The sequence below is a fragment of the Pseudoalteromonas sp. MMG033 genome (assembly GCF_057197785.1).
This window is the reverse complement of record NZ_JBXVAL010000002.1, coordinates 913,579-934,240: the sequence shown is the minus strand read 5'-3', so window position 1 is coordinate 934,240 and position 20,662 is coordinate 913,579. Positions and strand designations below refer to the sequence as shown.

At 41.5% G+C, this 20,662-nt stretch carries 13 protein-coding genes; 7 read left to right on the top strand and 6 right to left on the bottom strand.

Annotated elements, in window-relative coordinates; genetic code table 11:
* The first annotated feature begins 105 nt into the window (after positions 1-105).
* Positions 106-1,176, top strand: coding sequence for an efflux RND transporter periplasmic adaptor subunit (locus AC2CZC_RS25135; protein ID WP_484585093.1), 1,071 nt, complete (start codon positions 106-108; stop codon positions 1,174-1,176).
* Entirely contained in the window at positions 1,173-4,268 is a 3,096-nt protein-coding gene (locus AC2CZC_RS25130) for an efflux RND transporter permease subunit (RefSeq protein WP_211035437.1), read from the top strand. The genes AC2CZC_RS25135 and AC2CZC_RS25130 overlap by 4 nt, the downstream gene beginning before the upstream one ends.
* A gap of 274 nt (positions 4,269-4,542) precedes the next feature.
* Here the strand turns inward: AC2CZC_RS25130 and AC2CZC_RS25125 are convergent, their stop codons facing one another.
* The 5 genes from AC2CZC_RS25125 to AC2CZC_RS25105 all read right to left on the bottom strand — a co-directional run bounded on the left by AC2CZC_RS25125 (position 4,543) and on the right by AC2CZC_RS25105 (position 8,180).
* Positions 4,543-4,719 (bottom strand): hypothetical protein, encoded by a 177-nt coding sequence (locus AC2CZC_RS25125; RefSeq protein ID WP_155731808.1) that lies wholly within the window; start codon positions 4,717-4,719, stop codon positions 4,543-4,545.
* A gap of 188 nt (positions 4,720-4,907) precedes the next feature.
* Entirely contained in the window at positions 4,908-5,087 is a 180-nt protein-coding gene (locus AC2CZC_RS25120) for a hypothetical protein (RefSeq protein ID WP_063360458.1), read from the bottom strand.
* 50 nt (positions 5,088-5,137) lie between these two features.
* Positions 5,138-5,542, bottom strand: a complete 405-nt coding sequence (locus tag AC2CZC_RS25115) for a MerR family transcriptional regulator (RefSeq protein ID WP_484585092.1) — start codon at positions 5,540-5,542, stop codon at positions 5,138-5,140.
* A gap of 1,136 nt (positions 5,543-6,678) precedes the next feature.
* Positions 6,679-7,236, bottom strand: coding sequence for a heme NO-binding domain-containing protein (locus AC2CZC_RS25110; protein ID WP_484585091.1), 558 nt, complete (start codon positions 7,234-7,236; stop codon positions 6,679-6,681).
* On the bottom strand, positions 7,236-8,180 hold the full coding sequence (locus AC2CZC_RS25105; protein ID WP_063360454.1) for a sensor histidine kinase: 945 nt from the start codon (positions 8,178-8,180) through the stop codon (positions 7,236-7,238). The genes AC2CZC_RS25110 and AC2CZC_RS25105 overlap by 1 nt, the downstream gene beginning before the upstream one ends.
* Before the next feature lie 418 nt (positions 8,181-8,598).
* On the opposite strand from AC2CZC_RS25105, the gene AC2CZC_RS25100 reads away from it, so the two are divergent.
* From AC2CZC_RS25100 to AC2CZC_RS25080, 5 genes are all read left to right on the top strand, one after another.
* Positions 8,599-10,101 (top strand): calcium-binding protein, encoded by a 1,503-nt coding sequence (locus tag AC2CZC_RS25100; protein WP_484585090.1) that lies wholly within the window; start codon positions 8,599-8,601, stop codon positions 10,099-10,101.
* Between the two features lie 622 nt (positions 10,102-10,723).
* The gene (locus AC2CZC_RS25095) at positions 10,724-11,326 is read left to right on the top strand and encodes a class I SAM-dependent DNA methyltransferase (protein ID WP_484585089.1); all 603 of its coding nucleotides are present in this window, start codon (positions 10,724-10,726) and stop codon (positions 11,324-11,326) included.
* A gap of 4 nt (positions 11,327-11,330) precedes the next feature.
* Positions 11,331-14,378: a DEAD/DEAH box helicase family protein gene (locus tag AC2CZC_RS25090; RefSeq protein WP_484585088.1), complete on the top strand. Its 3,048-nt coding sequence runs from the start codon at positions 11,331-11,333 to the stop codon at positions 14,376-14,378.
* Positions 14,379-14,409: 31 nt separating this feature from the next.
* Positions 14,410-15,105 carry a hypothetical protein gene (locus AC2CZC_RS25085; protein ID WP_484585087.1) on the top strand — a complete coding sequence of 232 codons (696 nt, stop codon included), beginning with the start codon at positions 14,410-14,412 and terminating at the stop codon, positions 15,103-15,105.
* Positions 15,106-16,881 (top strand): ORC-CDC6 family AAA ATPase, encoded by a 1,776-nt coding sequence (locus tag AC2CZC_RS25080; protein ID WP_484585086.1) that lies wholly within the window; start codon positions 15,106-15,108, stop codon positions 16,879-16,881.
* Between the two features lie 21 nt (positions 16,882-16,902).
* Here AC2CZC_RS25080 and AC2CZC_RS25075 read toward each other — a convergent pair whose 3' ends face one another.
* Positions 16,903-20,073, bottom strand: coding sequence for a DUF3427 domain-containing protein (locus AC2CZC_RS25075; protein ID WP_484585085.1), 3,171 nt, complete (start codon positions 20,071-20,073; stop codon positions 16,903-16,905).
* Between the last annotated feature and the right edge of the window lie 589 nt (positions 20,074-20,662).

Below are 20,662 nucleotides of genomic sequence, written 5' to 3'. Positions count from 1 at the left end.
GTTTTAAACGCTTTATATTTGAGTTTACAAACATATGACACAATGCACTAAACTCTAGGCTGGCTCAGCAAGTATATAAAGTATAGAAATTCGCAAGGAACCATTATGAGAGTTTTATTGGGCTTAATGCTGTTGATGAATGCGCATTGGGCATGGGCAGATAACCAAGGCGCTGAGAAAAAAGGGCTGCCTGTCGCAGCCTATAGTTTGCAGCAAGCAACTGGCTTTCATCAATTTCGTCAGGTAACAGGACAAGTCGTTAAACATCAAGAAGCTGAGATAGGCTTTGAATTTAGTGGTGTTTTAGAGGCTTTGTATACAGATCAAGGCGATATTATCAAAAAAGGGCAGATACTTGCTAAACAAGACACCCAGTTACTTGAAATTGAAAAGTTAGAGTTACTTGCCAACCTAGACAAGATCAAAGCCCAGCTCACACTGGCACAGCAAGACAGCGAACGATTACTAAAGCTAAGTAAGTCGAACTACTCCGCCCAGCAGCAACTAGATCAAAACCGTTCTCAAATTGCGGTATTAAAAGCCGAAATTCAGGTACTTAATGTCAAGCTGAAAGGCATGGATGTAAGGTTAGATAAAGCGCACCTCAAGGCGCCCTTTGATGGTGTGATTGCTTTGCGTGAAGTGTCGATAGGTGAGGTTGTGGGGCCCGGTCAAATTGCGTTGCGAGTATTAGAGCAGAGCAATTCAGAAGTGCGCATCGGCGTGCCGCAAAATTTGTTGTCTAATATACAGCCAATGATGCCTATTACCATTGGTGGTAGTGTGTATCAAGCGCAAAAGCGATCCGGCGGCACCAATTTAGATCCAATTTCAAGAACCGTACAACTGCGTTTTTCTTTACCAAGCGACGCCGTTGTTTTTTCCGGTCAGATGGCTTCTATGATCATTGCGAAAAAGCGCGAAAAATTAGGCTATTGGGTACCAATGAGTGCGCTAACCAACGGGACGCGTGGTACTTGGCAGATATATCAAATTGAGCAAGGGCATTTACAACCGACAGCGGTTGAGGTGCTACATAGCGATGGGCAATATGCGTTTATAGATGGCGACTTGGAAAATGGGACTAAGATTTTAGCCAACGGTACACATAAAGTTGCTGCAAATATAAAAGTAGATATCGTCCAGTCGGTTGCGACTCGAGGTGAGCAGCAATGATAGCATTTTTGCTCAAAAACGTTCGATTTCAGGTGTTACTCATTGCGTTGTTGCTGGTATCTGGTTTCGCCGCACTAAGCAGCTTACCACGAACAGAAGATCCCCGTATTATCAATCGATTTGCCTTTGTCACGACGTATTTACCAGGCGCGTCTGCTGCCCGTGTTGAGGCCCAAGTCACTGAAAAAATTGAGCAAAAGTTAAAGCAACAGTCCGAGATTAAAAACCTAATTGCAATGTCACGCGCGGGGATCAGTGTATTAAGTATTGAACTTGAGGATGCCGTGACAGACAGCACGCCGGTGTGGTCGAGAATGCGAGACTTGCTTGCTGATGTGCAAATAGAATTGCCAGAAGAGGCCTCGTCACCTTTGCTCGAAGACGATAGGGGCTATGCCTATACCAAAATCGTTGCACTGACCATAGAGCCGGATGAAACCGAGTCTTTATCTTTGCAGCAGGCCAAACAAATCGCGGTGAATCGCTACACCAAAGAGCTGCGTAATCAACTACGAAATCAAAGCGGTGTTGAGGTGGTTCATTTATTTGGTGTGGCAAATGAGGAAGTGAGAGTCACACTTGACCCGGCTAAATTAAAATTAGCTGGCTTATCATTCGAGCAAGTAGCGCATGCGGTAAAAAATGCGGATGCGAAAGTCTCTGCGGGGATGATAAGCAATGCGCAAATTCAAATGCAGGTTGAGTTGAGTGGCGAGTTCAAGTCCATTCCACGCATTGCGTCTATTCCTATTCAAAGTGATAGTCGCTATGGACAAGTACAGTTGAGTGATATCGCTACCGTTGAGCGTATCTTGGTTGAACCGCAGCAAGAAATTGCTTGGGTGGATGGGTTGCCGGGCGCGTACTTAGGTATTCGTATGCTCCCTGATGTGCGCATTGATAAGTTTTCTGATCAGATTGATGCGTTGTTAAACGAATTTAGTAAAACATTGCCCAACAATATTCAATTGCATAGCCTGTTCGACCAAAAAGGTTACACAGAGGATAGGTTAGGCAGTTTATTAGATAACATCTTGCTCGGTTTTGTGCTGATTTTGGCAGTACTATTTGTCACACTGGGCCTCAGAGCCGCTATTATTGTTGGTATGGCGCTACCTCTGACCGTGATGTTTACTTTGGCCTGTATGAATATATATGGCCTGCCTATTCATCAGATCTCGGTAACTGGGTTAGTGGTTGCGCTGGGTATTATGGTTGATAACGCCATTGTGATCACAGATGCCATACAGAGATACCGCCAGCAAGGTTTGGCTGTGATTAAAGCGGTGTCAAAAGCGGTGCACCATTTTTGGTTACCACTATTAAGCTCAACACTGACCACCATTTTGGCATTTATGCCAATTGTTCTCATGCCAGGTCCATCTGGTGAATTTGTGGGCGGTATTGCACTGAGTGTTATCTTCGCGCTGATAGGTTCATATCTTATTTCACATACCTTGATTGCCGTATTTGCAGGTAAATATGTACAAGTTGATGCGCAAAATAGTTCAGGCTTTTTAACACAAGGGATCAGATTAAAACGGCTTAGTCAGATCTTTGAACAGTTGCTGAGCCGATCTTTGAATAGGCCCGTGTTAACAGCCCTGTGTGTTATGGTGCTTCCTGTGATTGGTTTTATTTCTGCTGGTAAATTGACTGAGCAGTTTTTCCCGCCAGCGGATAGAGATATGTTCCATATTGAAGTTCGCTTGTCCGACAATGCCAGCATACATGCGACCAAAGCTCTGGTGAAAAGAATGGATGCGCATATTTTAAAGCACGAGGGGATCGAGCGTTTAGATTGGATGGTCGGACGTAATATTCCAATTTTTTATTACAACTTGATGCAAAGAGACAAAGGCGCGCGAAATTACGCTCAGGCCATGGTCAAAGTGACAGACTTTGAGCGTGCCAATGAACTGATCCGAACCTTACAAGTTGAACTTGATCGCGCATTTCCTGAAGCGCAAACCTTGGTTAGGAAGCTAGAGCAAGGCCCGCCATTCAATGCACCGATTGAAATTAGGATATTTGGCCCAGATCTCGATAACTTGGCGGAATTAGGCCAGCGGGTTAAGCAAACCGTTATTGCACACCCTGAAGTGACACATACGCGCACGACATTGCAGTCGGGTGCCGCAAAGGTCGAGTTATTGGCTCAAGAGTCGCAACTTATTCACGCAGGTGCGCAAGCTCAACGTGTTGCTGCGCAATTGCAAGCTCAGTCTCAAGGCGTGACGGTCGCAAGTGTATTAGAGGATACTGAAACTGTACCAGTTAACTTAAGATTTGATAATCAATATCGCGATGGGCTGGATGGCCTTGCTAATGTGGAGATAATGGGCAACCAGTCTTTATTATTGTCGGCATTTGCAACAAGTCATATTGTGCCTGAGCAAAGTACCATTCACCGTCGTAATGGCGAGCGTTTAAATGTGGTTGAAGCATTTTTACAAGCGGATGTACTACCCGCGAAGGTACTGAAAGATCTTCAACTTCAACTTGAAAAAGAGCAGTTTACTTTACCTGTTGGCTATCGTTTAGAGATCGGTGGTGAATCTCAGCAGCGAGATCAAGCAGTGGGCAGTCTGCTGGGTAAAGTTGGGGTGATTTTTGTTGTACTGATCACTGTGTTGGTACTGACTTTTAATTCTTTTACAACAACAGGACTGATCCTCGTCACTGCCTTTCAATCCGCCATGTTAGGAATTTTAAGTGTGTACATCGCGGGCTTCCCATTTGGATTTACCGTGATCATCGGCTTGCTCGGTCTAATGGGGCTAGCGATTAATGCAGCTATTGTGATTTTATCTGAGCTCAGGGCCAATGAAGCAAGCAGCGTAGATGAAATTGTAACGGGTGTGATGACGTGTGCTCGACATATTACTTCAACCACCATCACAACGGTTGGCGGGTTTTTACCGTTAATCTTAGCGGGAGGGAGTTTCTGGCCACCGTTTGCCATTGCGATAGCGGGTGGAACCGTGTTAACGACCGTTTTATCGTTTTTCTTTGTGCCGAGTTGTTATTGGTTGATGCAAAAAAAGCGTACGACTTCGTTTATTGCAAAACTTAAACGTTTAACGACCTAGGTAATAAGATTAATCTTATATGGCCAGTATTTATACTGGTCATATCTCCTTGTATTTTAGAATTAAAAATTCTTCCTCCATTTTATTTGCATATTCTCTGACTAAACTTGCTGTATTCAAGTTACGACCTTGAATAATACCTTCCAAGCAAGCAGAGTCACATGGATGTGACTTTTTATTATCGTTAGTTATATTCTCTCCATGTATTCTGGTTTAAAAAATGCAGCTATTATTTTTAGTTTAAAGCTGCATCAAGATGACTATAAAACAAAGTTTATTTTGGATTATGACATGTCTCAGCATACTGCCTGGTGTGCCATCTACAGCCAACATCTACCTTAGTTGGAGGGTAGTGTGGATAACCGCCACCTATTTGAGGTGTTAGTTTATTACTGAGTGCTTGTTCGTTTAACAAACGTTTGAGTGGCTTTTTAGAAATGACTAGCTTCATAGCTTCTTCCTTTTAAGTTTGAGTTTAATTTCACTCAAAAAAATAACAGGAAGGGTAAATATGATGAAATGATAAAAGCTATATAATTATCTTATAATTTTGTGATTAAAAGGCTTAGAAAGCTATTGTTTATGCCATAAAAAAGCCCAAACTATTTTTAGTTTGAGCTTTTAAATCAAAAAAATTGATTAGTACGGGTTGTTACATGTATGTACTTGCATGTGAGTAAACCAGCGACAGCCTTTATCAAATGCTGTTGGTGGGAATGGGTGATTACCACCTGCAATATTTGGTGTTTGCATTACTGGGATAGCTTTGCTGTCAGTAGAAAGTGATTTAATTGCTTTTTTATTTATTTTTAATTTCACTGCATTATTCCTTGTTGAATATATAGTTCATTATTTAAGTTATCAGAACTTTAAGGTTTGTTAAAGACCTTTGATGTATTAAATGAATTATTTAGTAATTTGTTAAAATTGTGACAGTCAAAGTGGTTTGAATTCGGACAGTTAGCTACTTTAATGAGCTCCGCTTCAATTGCTTGTAATTGTTTGATTTTTATTGCTATATCTTTTGACTTTTGGAGCAGCATATCTCTATCTATCTCGATGCTTTTGCCATTAAAAAACGAGGCAATTTCATCCAAAGTAAACCCTGCAGTTTGGCCAAGCGCAATAATGGATAGTTGCTCGATAATATTATCTGTGTAATACCTTCTTAAGCCTTTTCTACCCGCAGGTTTGATAAGGCCTTTTGACTCATAAAACCTCAGTGCAGAGGCATTAACACCTGTTTTTTCAGTTACTTTCCCTATATCTAACATAACTAACCCTCTATTGACTGTTGCGTCTATTTTGTTACTTTGTCACATTTGGTGCTCATTGTTAAGTATAGTTACATGGATAAGGTAACTCAGTGGTGGGTGTTTGAATAAGGTTATAAACAAACATACCTTCAAGTGAGATGCAATATAATATAAAGTAATTATATTGCGAAAAAGCGAATTGTCTGGCTCGTTTTGTATTTAATAAAAGCTAAAGAGATATAGAGAGTAACTGTTTGACGTATTCAACTGGCCCAGTGTTAATAAATTTGATTGTTTTTTATGGGTTTCAAATATCTTTGTTCATCACTTTGTTGTACTTTCTATATGAACTAAATCGTACTGGGTTTTCAAAACTCTATGATAAGTCATATGAGCTAAATAGTGACTTTGATATACGCTTTGTATCTTGGAGCTTAACATTTATTGTAATCGCTATTTTGCATTTTACAGATATGCCTGTGAATGATGCAATTCTTGATGCCGATATGGATCAAACACTAAGAAGGCGGCTTTTTTATTTTTTGAAAATGTGTTTTAGTTTTACCAGCATTGTATGCATTTATGTTTTTCATCACCTCCGTGGCTGCCCGTTCTCATCAACTGCCAGAAATTGTATCTACGTCATCATTCCAACGATGACCATCAATTTTGTAGAGCTTGTTTCAAGAGGGTATTTAGACGTGAATAGCTTTATTCCAATATATCGTTTTATCGGAATTTTTCACTACGTGTTTCTTATGTTCGCACTTAATGCCTTTCCAATTTACCGGCTTTTGCTGTTACGAAAAGCCAGCAGGATCAAACATAAAGAACAGTTAAAAAACTCAGTACTTTAGATGTAATTAACTGCCAGTTGATCATTAAGTATCACACTTTATTCGCCTAGTTTTAGACAGTGATAGACGACTATTTTATAGCTTTAAAAGGGCTTTCCCCTGATGATAATTTGTTTATTTTCTTAATTTTGAATTAAACATCCCAAGTTGTTTGGCTAATACACTCAGCTGTCACATATCAGCAGTGAGTACATTTAATTCAGGCCTATACATTTCAATTTTAAATGGCCGTTTATAGCCAGCCTTACTACTGAATATGAGTGTGTAAACTGACTAGTCGTTATTTAAATTTAACCGTTACAACTCAACGCCGTTAGCGTAAGTAATTAAATACTTTGCACTATTTGGGTTTTCGTGCCAATTTAGCTGTTTGGTGACGGTGATTTGTACGCCATAGTATTCTGCCATACCAGCCAATACGCCTTCGACCAGATCGAACATTCTACGTGACGAAGTATAAATAAGCTGCGCTTCAAATAAGGACAGCGTGTTGTATTGAAATTTTGGCGGCAGTGCATCTGGGTAGAGCTTTTTAAGTTCGATATGATGTAAATCATCCAATTGTTGTAATACATACGCGGGGTGTGTGTAATCGGTGAAGTGCTTAGGCAGTAACCCCGATAGTCTTGGGTAAAGCCATTTACCAAAACTGAAATGTGCTTGTGCGAGTGTAATGCCTATCTTATTGATAACGATATTAACCAGTTCAATAAGGTGCTCGTCAGGGTAATTCTCTGTTCGCACAAAAGCGGTGTTGGTATCAAATGAGCAATCTTCAAAAGCGTCGTATAACACTTCTTCACTGGCGACTTCAGTGACAAACTCTTCAAGTAACATAAAAATATGGCCTTTCATTATGCAAGCTCCGGTTTGAATGGCAGACTAATGGTAAAGCGCGTGCCTTTACCCTCTGTGCTTTCAACGGCGATTTTTCCTTTATGTTGCTGAATGATTTTATAAGAAATCGAGAGGCCTAACCCTGTGCCTTTACCGACCGGTTTGGTGGTAAAAAATGGGTCGAATATATTACGTAGATTTTGTGCGGAGATCCCCATGCCGTCATCGGCAATAGTGACGTAAACATTACGCTCATCAAAGCTGCTGATGATGTCAATTTTGCCCAGCTTCTCAATTGCTTGACCAGCATTGATCAATAAGTTTAAAAACACTTGGCACAGCTTGTTACCGCTACACACAAGCTTGGGTAATTTGCCTAGTTGAGTGTTCAAGGTCGCGTGATGTTTAAAGCTGCTCTGAGCTAAATTGATGGCTTGGTCAAGGACTAGGTTAAGGTCCTCCGGCACCATCTCTTCGTTGTCGATATGCGTGTAGTTACGCAGCTCAGTAACAATTGACGCAATTTTGTTGAGGCCGCACAAGGATTCATCCATCAAGTCTGGGATGTCATCCTGAATAATGGCCACATCATAGCTGGATTTGAGCGCTAACATTGCTTGCTCGTTGGGTGCCATTTTTTCAAGGTCGTCTTGATACGCCAACAAAGTAATGAGATACATTTTAAGCGTCTCAATATTCGATTTGGCATAGCCAGTAGGGGTGTTAAGCTCGTGTGCAACACCCGCAGAAAGCTGCCCTAGAGAGGCCATCTTCTCTTGTTGGATAAGCTGCACCTCTTGCTTTTTAAGCGCCTCAAGTGCTTCGCAAAGTTCTTCATTTGCTTTGTATAAGCTGCGAGCTCTGGACTCGAGTAAATCTTCAGCGTGTGCTTTGCCTGCTAGCGCACGTTGCAGCTTTTTCTCAAGTAGCGCAATGGTTTTACTTGCTTCTAATGTTGTCATGCAAATCCAATCTAGTCGTTACATTTACTAACATCAAAGCAAGAATAGCTCCAATTTAGCTATAAATAGCCATTTTGTAATTTATATGTATAAAAAACAGTGAGTAAGAAAATGCTAGCCTCAGTTTGATGGCGAATGTAAAAGCGTTTTTTGCATATTGCAAAGACCTAGAAAGGCTAAATTATTTCTCAAAATGCGAAATTTCACGATACTAAGGTGATGAGTCTCAATTTGCGAAAAGCAAAGCTGTTTTGCAAACTGGTACTAGCAAATACCGCCAAAATACATGCCGTTTGTGCCAATAAATGCTGGGAGCGACTGTCTTCACTTTTCTTACTTATTTGCTTTTTAGCTTCCTCTTGAGTAGGCAGGTAAAGGATTAAAAATGCCTCTATATCAATCATATTGAGGAAATAAAATGATGTTTAAAAAAAGTACACTCTGCGCAGCTTTGGCATTGGGTTTGTCAAATTATGCGGTGGCAGGCTGCGGCGGTTTAAGCGACGGCGCAATCGCTTACATTGACGGCGATACACTAAAAATTCATGGCACTAACAGCAGTGAAAAGTTCACACTGAGCGTGTCTGGCGACAACTTAAAAGTAACTCGAATAGTAGGTAACAGTAGCAGTTGCGATAACTTTTATTTGAGCCAAATCGACGAGGTTTATGCCGTGCTTAACAGGGGTAATGACACCTACAACGGCAAGGATGTTAATGTCATTCAAAAGGTGTATGGCGGCGATGGTAACGATCACATCACTACTGGTCGTCAGAACGACTATATTCGCGGTGGAAATAATAACGATAAGATTTTTGGGAACAGCGGCAACGACACCATTTTAGGTGACAATGGCGATGATGAAGTGGATGGCGGTTATGGTAATGACTCTATCCGCGGCGGTAGCGGCCATGACAAATTATTGGGCTCGTACAACAACGATACGATTTTAGGTGACAACGGCGGTGACCTCATCATGGGTGGTCAAGGCGAAGATAGGCTTTACGGCGGCAATGATAATGATTACATCGGCGGCGGGTGTGTGCTTGAAAACGCCAATGGCGGTGATATTTACGATGCACCGCACTGTGACCACAGTAAAGATGGTGCAGATAAGCTGTACGGCGGCAATGGCCATGATGTGCTAAGCGGCGGCAGAGGCAGCGATACCTTATATGGTGATGATGGCGACGATTACCTTGCGGGTAACGAAGGCCGTGAAGACCGCTTGCATGGTGGCGACGGCGATGATGCGTTATTTGAAGATGGCGACGGCAATTCGAACAATAAGCGCTGGCACAAAGCATGGGGTAATCACGGCGACGATATCCTTGTGACTAACGGTGAGTTTTCTGATCAAGAAGGGGGTAAAGGAAACGATGTGATCATCGCGCTTTCAACGGGGTATGATGCCAAAATTGAAGGCGGCAAAAACGGCGACTACATTTGGACTGGCGACAGTGCTCCACAAGGTTCGTGCGGTCAGGGCAATGACAAAGGTATGGTCTTCCTAGACAAATGCGAAGGCACGACTTGGGTAGATGATTATCAAGGCTTGCTGTCAAAAGTGGATAAGCGCAGTAACTTTGATAATCCATATTTTGATGCCGCTGATGCCGTAGTAGAAATGGATAACTCGCACTCAGGCTTTAAAAACGGTTGGCGCAGTTATAAAGAAAACCAAAAGCCCCATGCCTTGTACGACATAGTTTCATCATCGGTGTTTTACCGCTGGTTAGATAATCGCGCGACCACGCCTTGGTCATATTACGAGTGGAAAGTGTCTTTCAACCCTGGCAATGGCATGTATGGCACATACACCCACTGTATGGAAGACAATGTGGCTTACAACTGTGTATGGCAAATCGGCCAAAGCCAGCAATGCTACAATAAAGACGGCAATATAATTTCATGTGACTAACCTGATCTGGTAATTAGGTTATCAACCCAAGCCCACGTTTGTGGGCTGTTTTGGTGGTGGGGGGGGCTGCTGGATTGAGTCTGAGTGTAGGAGCTATGTTGAGTACGTGGGGTTGTGTATTAACTTAGTTTTATAAAGCAAATGGATTGCGGGGCAAGCCCGCAATGACGAGGTTGGGAGTTATATATTCCCAAAATTTATCACTTATTTCTAACCCTACGTCACTCGAAATCTATTCAGGGCCCATATCTGTGATTCTCACCCAAAAACTCAACACATCAAACAAACCATAAATGCAAATAACAAAATAGATGTAATTGCATGTAATGGATGTCGCCAGAATAAAAAGGTTATATTAAAAAGTTTTCTAAATTTTAAATTTTGCTCTTGCCACATTAAATTCAAAAAAATCCCGAATAACCGAGCTAAAACACTATAAATAGTGTGGGAAATCGTGTTAAATGATGGCAAGCTATAAATTAATTAATACAAAGTTATTTGTTAATAGCAATGAGTTAGAAGTAAGCGGTTAAAGGACTTTTGAATCGCGTATAGCAGGACCTATCAAAGTCAGTCATTGTCTATACGTGTCACCGCAGAGTATTATTTTTTAAGGTGAGCGATGTCTGAGTCTACTTTCCACTATTACAGCCAACATGCCCAAGAATTTGCAGATGCTACTCTGAATGTAGATATGCAGCCACTGTACACGCCTTTTTTACAAGCACTGCAAGATAAACCCAATTCGCAGCTGCATATTCTTGATGCAGGATGTGGCAGTGGCCGTGATGCATTGGCATTCAAAAAGCAAGGTTTTCAGGTAAGCGCGATGGATGCTTGTCCTGAGTTCGTTGAAATTGCTTCCAACCTGTTAAACCAACCAGTGCAACACGCACGCTTTGAATCATTCAATCACGTTGCAGAGTTCGATGGTATTTGGGCGTGTGCCAGTTTATTGCATGTTGAACATCGCAACTTACCAAGCGTTATGCAAAACCTAGAACAAGCACTCAAGCCCAAGGGGGTAATGTATGCCTCATTTAAACATGGGCAAGGTGAACGAATGCACGGTGAGCGGCACTTTTCAGATCTAGATGAAAAAGGTCTAGCTCAGTTACTTGAGGGTCTACCTTCACTTGATGCCATAAAAGTATGGGTGACTGAAGATAGGCGGCCCGGGCGAGAGAACGAACTTTGGTTAAATTGTTTACTTAGGAAGGATTAATCAAGTGAATAGTTTTAACCAAGGAAGAACACATCAACTAAACACCCAAAAACAACTCTATACCGGAGGAGATGATCCGCTCCTTCCTGCGCTGCTGCAAGCCATTGAACACGCTGATGAAATAGAGATTTCTGTCTCTTTTATTCAGCGTTCAGGGCTTAATTTACTGTTTGATGCCCTGTATACCGCGTTAAACAATGACACCAGCCTAAAACTACTTACCTCTGATTATTTAGGGTATACCTGTCCGCAGGCACTAAAAGCGCTTATATCTCTACAAAGTTTGGGGGCTGAGCTCAGGGTATTTGAGACTAAACCTCAAGATAGTTTTCATATGAAGTCATATATTTTCACCAAAACACAGGGGGAAGGTGGTCAAATATATGAGGGCAGCGCGTTTGTTGGCTCGAATAATATTAGTAAAGTGGCACTGACAAGCGGATTCGAATGGGCTTTTCGGCATGACTATTTACCTATGTCACCAAACAGCAACGATGATGCCTTTTTTGAATTTAAACGGGCGTTTGAGGCCGTATTTAACCATCCACAAGTGAGCAACCTAACTGATCAGTGGATTGAAGCGTATCAAAAGCGCAGAGTTAAACCTGAGTTTCGCTCTGTGAGTGTAGGTACCAATGAAGAGCCACCTGAGGTGTTCCCACCAAGGCCAGAGCAGGAAGCTGCATTGAAAAAGCTCACCCAAACCAGAGCCAATGGCTATAAACGCGGCCTTGTGGTACTGGCAACAGGCATGGGAAAAACTTGGCTCGCGGCACTGGATGCACAGAAGATAAAAGCTAAAAAAATCTTGTTTGTTGCACATCGTGACGAGATCCTTACACAAGCCGCTAAAACCTTTACTCATCTACTTGGCTGCACAGTTGGTTTTTACAACGCAAAGTCTAAAAACATCGAGTCAGATTGCTTGTTTGCATCAGTACAAACACTTGGTAAAACCAGTAATTTAGCTAACTTCTCTGCGGCGCATTTTGATTACATCATCATTGATGAATTTCATCATGCGAGCAGTAAAATGTATCGCAATGTCTTGTCGTATTTTACCCCGCAGTTTTTGTTGGGCTTAACCGCAACGCCTGAGCGCACCGACCAAGCTGATATTTTGGGCTTGTGTGACAATAACCTCGTGTATGAGCGTAACATGGTGCAAGGTATAGATGCGGAAACGCTTGCGCCATTCCATTACTACGGTATTTGGGATAAAAGCGTAGACTACACCACCATACCATGGCGAAATGGCAAGTTTGACCCAAAAAGCTTAGATAATCACTTTGCCACAGAGCAAAGAGCCAAACATGCGCTTCAGCATTATCACAAGCTTGCACAAACGCGCACGCTGGCGTTTTGTATTTCAAGAGTGCATGCCGATCATATGGCAGAGTACTTTAATCAGGCGGGTATTCGTGCAGCGTCCGTACACGGTGACTCAAAAGTAAAACGTTGTGAAGCGATCGCACAGTTGGAATCTGGCAAGCTACAGGTCATATTTAGTGTCGATCTATTCAACGAAGGCACCGATATGCCGAGCATTGATACAGTGATGATGCTCAGACCCAGTGAGTCCAAAATTTTGTTTTTGCAACAGCTTGGCAGAGGGTTGAGAACGCATACGGATAAAACCCATTTGGTGGTAATGGATTTTATTGGTAATCACCACAGCTTTTTAAACAAACCCTATGCTTTGCTAGGCGCACATTCACCCAAAGAATTAGTGACAAAACTAAAGCACAACGAGCACAACAGCACATTACCGGGTGGCTGTTTTATTAATTACGATTTGGCCATTACCGACTTTTGGCAAAAGCTTGCTAAAGCACAGCGCACCACAGCACTTGAAGACTATCAAAACCTAGCCGAACTACTCGGTCATGGCCCCAGTGCCAGTGAGTTTTTCCATGAATATGGCGATATTAAAAAAGCCAAACAGCAGGGCAGTTGGTTTGAGCTGGTAGCAAACGCAGGACTCAGCAAAACCATTACCTCACATTCGCTTGCACCTTTCCAAGCATTCTTACATAAAGGCGTTGAGCAAACATCCATGACCAAATGCTTTAAAGCTATTTTGCTGGAAGCGTTTGTTGCATTAGACGGGGTTTCAAATCCCCCCAGTTTAAAGGCTTTGGCCGATAAAAGTTATGATGTGTTGATGCACTACCCGCAGCTGCGTGCTTTAGACATTGCAAAAAAAGATCAAAGTAAAACCAAAGGCAGTGCAGCTTGGTTTAAGTATTGGTTCATCAATCCGGTAAATGCGTTTACCGACATTGCTAAACCAGCGCACAAGCGCAAAGGCCATAATTGGTTTGTGGTTGAGCAACCTGCAAATACACCCACTGAGGATGCGTTGTTTAAGCTCAATATCGAGGTTAATGAGCAAGATGTAGCGCAGCTTTATGACTGCATACTTGAGCTAAGCCAATATCGACTAGCTCATTATCTCAAAAGTAAAAGTGAGAAGTTAGCCGCCATTGAACAGCAGCAAGCTAACAGCACCAGTCATCAAGTGGTAGAGGGTAAGAACGATAGCTTAATAGGCGTTGAATTAACCTCAGTGGAAAGTGCCCCTCCTCATGATAATTCAGCGGATGAAGCCGATATTATTCAGCTGCCATATTTCCCAAATTTAAAAATCGCGTGCGGTCATTTTAAAACGGGCGACACCAGTGATATGACAACCATGCCAGCCCCTGAAGGCTGCGGTAAAGTCGACCCTAACAAACACTTTTTGGCACACGCCAGCGGCAATTCCATGAACGGCGGAAAGCACCCGATTTTAGACGGTGATCTACTCCTACTTGAGCGCATCACACCCGATAACGCAGGCTCGATCACCAATACCACCATTGCCATAGAGCGCTTTGATAGTGCAGGCGATGAGCAATTTTTATTACGCGATGTACAAAAACAGATAAATGCGCAAGGCGAAGTAACTTACCTGCTTGTGGCAAGAAACCCAGAGTATGCAGTCATGGAAGCCAGTGATGAGTTTGTAACGTTTGCGCGGTTGAATAGTGCTTTTATGTTTAATAAATGAAGGTAATTATAGTTTAGTTAGAGAGTATTATATGTCGTATCAAAAAAAACAAATGAGCAAAGTATTTGATTATGAAAAAGCAATAAGGGAGCAGACACTAAAAGAATTTGATTTAACTAGAGCATTAAGCTCGTTAGAACTTATTTTAGAGTTAAAAGACAGTGTTGAGTTAAAGGAAAGCTCATTGGTAGGATATTTTGATGAAATTAATTCAGATATGCTTTCAGTATTACAGGCTAGCTTAAGTGGAAACTATCGGCTTGCTATATGTGGTTTGCGAGGTGTGCTTGAATTGGCGTGTCATGCTTTTTATTTCATTGACCATCCTATTGAATATAAGATGTATATTGAAAATGATGAAAAAGCAGACCGTTATGTTTCTCATTTAATTAGCAACGACTTTTTCTATAAGTCTAAATATATATCTGCAATTGACTCTGGCACTCTTCTGGCTGAAAAAAGGAAAGATGTTTTCTCTGATTTTTTAGCTAAAGAGTATAGAGATTTATGTGAGCATGTGCATGGTAAATATAAGCACCTCACAAAAAGAGATGGTGCAGTAATTAAATTTGAAAAAGCAAAGTATGTACAGTTTGAAAAGCACTTTAATAATGTGGCTTCATTGATTGCTTTCATGTTTGAAGTTAGATTTTCAGGTAATATAAAAATTAAAAAATATATAAGTGAATCAGCATATCTTAAGCAAATTATAAAAGAGGTGGCTTAAATGGGAGTGTATACAAAATCTCTGGGAGACCAGTTACTAGACCGAACTGAAAGCCTGGATGAGAATTTAATACTGAAATATTTTGTAGGTCGTAATGATGATAAAATATCACGCTTACTTGATAGTGAACAATATTTGCTAGAGGGAAGCCGAGGCGTTGGTAAAACAATGCTTATGAAAGCAGCTATGCTTCTTGCGCTTAAAGACTTTCAACGAAAAAGCATTTTACCAATTTGGGTGAGTTTTGAAGAATCTATAAGGCTAGAAAGGATAGAGACACTAAGTAAATCTGTAGACCCGTTCCTTCAATGGACGATGGGGAAAATTTTATCAGAAACAATTAAAAAGCTAGTTTCACTTGAACCTGACAAAGAAGGCAAGCTAGAGAGAAGATTAGCTGCTATGTATGGAGCCGATTCTCGTTCTGAATGTGGTGAATTATTATCACAACTTGACGAGTATGTTGATGTCCTTGAGCGGGGTGATATTGGTTCGAGCCAAGAGATGATAGACAGTGCTCCGTCTAAAAAGTTAATTAATATACTTGATAACCCTAGTAGTTTTAAAACTTTTTTAAAGGGTCTATGTGATGAATTTTGCTTAGAGAGAATTGTATTTTTATTTGATGAGGCCGCACATGTATTTTCCCAGAGTCAACAAGAAAAGTTCTTTACTTTTTTTAAAGCGCTGAGAGATCCAAAAATTGCTTGTAAAGCAGCGGTATACCCTGGAATAACTAGCTATGGTAAACATTTTGAAAGAGGCCAGGATGCTAAAGAAATTAAGCTCGATTGGAGTCCAAAGAGTCGAGATGATATAAAGTTCATAGAAGACGTAATTAAAATACGATTCATGGACTTTGATGAGTCTTATTGGGCAAAAATAAATGTGGATAAGGAAGCTTTAAAAATAATATCAATATGTAGCAATGGTAATCCTCGCTTTGCTTTTCATATTTTAGATGAAATAGAGACATCTGGGGGGTTTAAAAACTCGGTTAAAAAACAGTCTGTATTTAATGCTGTAAGGAAGGTATATCACAATAAGTGGAATGAGTTCACGTCGCTTAGAAAGAGACTTATCAAATATGAAAGCCATATTGATGTTGCTGTGGATATAATGCAAAACCATATAATACCTAACTTAAAACAATGGAATAAAAGAAGAAGGGATGAAGGGAAAAAACTATCGACAGGGTTTATAATTGCGACAAATGCCTTTGAAAGGTTGGCTGGGGTTTTTTCTGTTCTGGATTATGCCAATATAATAAAGGTTGATTACTCGAGAAAGTCTTCAGGTCATGGTGTGCATAGCTATTATATTGGTATAAATCCCAGTGCAATTTTTTCAGACTTAATCATTAAAGATGTAATTGAATTCAATGAAGTTTCTATCGCAATTGAACATAACCAATCATACTCTTTAAGTAGTACATTTATTGAACAGATGTCAGGTAAAATTAAAAACTCAGAAGAGCATAAATGCTCAAATACATCTTGCAATTTTATTACTTCAGAAGAAAGTTTTGCTTTTTGCCCAAAGTGTGGTTCTAAGATAGCAAAATCCGAGGTTCAATCGTTGTATAAAATTTTGAGATCTCACGCTATAGATAACTTACCTTTATCAGAGCCAATGGTTGATAGATTAAGCGAGAAATATGAGTCGGTTGGTGATGTGTACGATGCTGATATTGAGGAAGTTAAAGAAATAAAGTATATAAAGGAAGTTAGAGCTTCAAAAATAAAAAATGCGGCCATTGAATATATGGCGGGCTAATCGATTATATAAAGTACTAGCTCACCCAACCGCCAACTTCCCAGCCTCATGCCATAACTCACTTGGCATGGGGTGAAGCAAGTCCCACGTAATATCCATTGGCTGACTGCCTGTATGCGTCACATATTGCACTTCACCGAAATTGACGAAGCCCATAGTGCGACCGTTTTCGTCTTTATTTTGCTCTCGTACAAATAAAAAGATGCGCTTGCCAACTTTTTGGTGGGTAATATAGCTCAAGCCTTTTCCTCGCTCCGGCCTTGCACTGTTTTGTGACTGCCAATGAAAGCGGGTGGGGCTGATGGCAAAGTCTTTGTATAGCGTGGTTGGGGAGTAGGTTTTCTCGCATTTAGTGAGGGTCACAAATAACAGCTCGATATTGTGGCTTTTGAGCTCTAACACGCCTTCACGCGCAGGTGATTTTTTCTCAAAGGTGCTTGCGCCAATCGCCGCGAGTATTTGCTCACGAGAATATCGGCTATGTAACTGTAAGGCGGTATTGGGTAAGCCCGACAGTGATTGCTCTTGGTGGTGAATACGGGTTATTAAAATGTTGAGCACGTCGCTGAGCTCAGCTTGTAGTTGCTTATTGGCAAGTGCTTTTAAGCTGGTGGCAATGTCTTGGTGCCCTGTTTGCTTACCTGATTTTTCCCAAAAGTTGTAGTGCGTCATTAAAGCAAATGCAGCGCTATTAGGGATATTTTTAAGCTCAGTAAAATCAAAGTCATGGTTACATAAAGACTGTAAAAACTGCAAGTAACTGAGTGAGTTGCATGTAATTAACTGGGTATTGATAGCGCGATAATAGGCTTGTATTTGAGCTTGTTCAAGTTCCGACGTTGAGGCGCTTTGATTGGTGAGCCAATGCCATCCCCCTAATTTACTTTGAGAGAGCTTATATATATCTTCTAAGGTCACACTTGGGTTAACTTTTAAGAAGTTAGCGAGTGTAAGCGGTAAGTTGGTGTCTTGATGGTATCGGTTGAGCAGTGCTTGTAGTCGACGCTTGTTGTTTATGGCACCTTTAATATTGTTAAGAATGATGTCTTTACTTTGTTTTTGTAACTCAATGCGACAACCTAAAGGCAGATGTGCAAACCCGCTTTCAATCTCTTGGCTGATTGACGTATTGGTTTTACCGACCAGGGCTCTAAACTTGCTGGCAAAGTCATATTCAGGCCGTGCATTACCCACAAAATCTAAAACGGTGCAGCATTCTTTGTCTTGGGTTAGACGCAGGCCACGGCCCAGCTGTTGCAAAAACAAAGTTAAGCTTTCTGTTGGGCGTAAAAAGAGTAGGGTATCGACCTCAGGAATATCCACACCCTCGTTAAAAATATCCACCACACACAATATTTGAATATGACCTTGCCTGAGGGCTTGCTGTTTATTGTGTCTGTCACTGGCACTGGCATTGTCACTGATCAGTACATCACTGCTAATGCCTTTTAAGTTAAATTGCTCGGCCATAAATTTGGCATGCTGCTTACTAACACAAAATGCCAATGCCTTGATAGCGTGCACATTTGCGACGATATCCGCTAGGCTTTGCATGATTTTTAAGGCGCGATGGTCGTTTTGCGTGAATACGTGTGTAAGCGCACCAATATCGTAGCGGCCACGTTGCCAAGAAACACGGCTGAGATCCGTGTCATCATCAATGGCAAAGTATTGAAATGGGATCAAATAGCGATTGTCTATGGCTTCAGGTAATCGTAGCTCTGCGGCGATGACATCATCAAAATCACTTAGAATGTTGCCGCCGTCTTGCCTTTCGGGCGTAGCAGTTAAACCAAGTAAGATGCTGGGTGCAAAATGATTGATCACACCTCGGTAGCTGTTTGCTGCGATATGATGTACTTCATCAATGACAATGTAATCATAAAAATTGGCGGTGAGGTTAAGTGACTCTAATTGATTATTGAGCGTTTGGATTGACGCAAACAGGTTATTAAAGCTACTTGGCTTGTGTTGTCCGACCCATAGCTCACCAAATTGGTTGTTTTTGAGCACAGCACGATATGCTGAGCGCGCTTGTTTTAGTATCTCTTCTCGATGGGCAACAAAGAGTAATTTAGCTTGTGGTTTCTGCTTTAAAAATCGCGCAAAGTCAAACGCTGAGATCAAGGTTTTTCCAGTGCCTGTAGCTGCAACGACTAGGTTTTTATATCGACCGTGTACGCTTCGTTCAGCACTGAGCTTTTCAAGCATGGCTTTTTGATGTGATTTTGGCTGAATATCTAAATAAAAGTGTGAGGTATCAGTTTGATGATTCTTTGCGACATTAAGTGCTTGCGTTAATTTGTTTTGGCAAGGCGCTTTACCTGTATAGAGCTCAAATTCATCAGACTCCCAATAGGTTTCAAAGGTGCTCAATGCTTTTTGAATAATATGCGGGATCTCTTGATTGGTGACTTTTAAGTTCCACTCTAAGCCGTTAGATAATGCGGCTTTTGATAAGTTGGAGGAGCCAATATAGCCGGTGTGAAAACCGTTATCTCGCAAAAACAGATAGGATTTAGCATGTAAGCGTTGGCTATCATTGTTGTAGCTGATTTTTACTTGGGTGTTTGGCAAGCTGGCTAAAAAGTCGATGGCTCGCTGTTCAGTGGCGCCCATGTATGAAGTGGTGATTACTTTTAACAGTTTGCCGCTTTCAACATATCGCTTTAGTTCTTCTTTAAAAATACGTAGGCCTGTCCAGCGTATAAATGACACCAACCAGTAAATGGTGTCGCTGGATAAGATTTCTCTTTTGATTTCGCTCTCAAGAGAAATACCTGCGTTTGCTCCTGAAAATAACTCGCTTTGGCTCAGCCCAGTTTGTGGAAAGATGTCTTTGCTATAACTTGGTAGGTCGCTAGAAATAGGGTTTTGCTTATCAAACAGGGCGGTGAGGATACGACCTTGCGAATCAATGAGGTTTTCGCTGATCAATTGATCGTCTCTGATGTGATCTTTTAACCAAAATACCAGTTTGTTGGCCAGTTCAATTTGCTTGGTGATGCGGTTGTCATCACTATTTGGGATGGCATCAATGGCATGGGCGACCAGTTTTGAGAGAAAGCGTGATAGCCACACAGAGGCTTCGCCTGATTCAAGCTGACGTTCACCAATATAAAACTGTTCGCGGTTTAAGTTTTGCTCTACCACTTGGGTAATAAGCTGCTCATAAATGCCAATTTGCTGCACGGCCAAATCCTGTTGTTTTTATTCTAACTAATTGATAGCGCGATTATCTTATCGTTTTTTGATGTGTTGGACCAGGAGAGTGTTTGTGAGGTTGCGCTGATTGTTTTTCGCTTGTCGCTCAGATGAGGTTAATGCTTTGCACTTTCTCACCCTCGTCATTGCGGGTTTGCCCGCAATCCATGTTTGAGGTTGTTATGGGCCCTGAAGCGAGTTCAGGGTGACAGGGTTGAGGATAGTGTTTTTGGTTTTAGTGAATTGCTTCTATCTGGCTGTACTTAGAGAGTTTAAAGAATTGGCGCTTTACTTACCCTCGTCATTGCGGGCTTGCCCCGCAATCCATGTTTGAGAGGGTTATGGACCCTGAAGCGAGTTCAGGGTGACGGGGTTGGGGGTAGTGTTGTTGGTTTTAGTGAGTTGCTGCATGTTTAGTTGTGTTTAGAGAGTTTAAAGAATCGGCGCTTTACTTAACCTCGTCGTTGCGGGCTTGCCCCGTAATCCATGTTTGAGGGGGTTATGGGCCCTGAAGCGAGTTCAGGGTGACGGGGTTGAGTGCGGTTTTTTGGGTTTTAGTGAGTCGCTGCATGTTTAG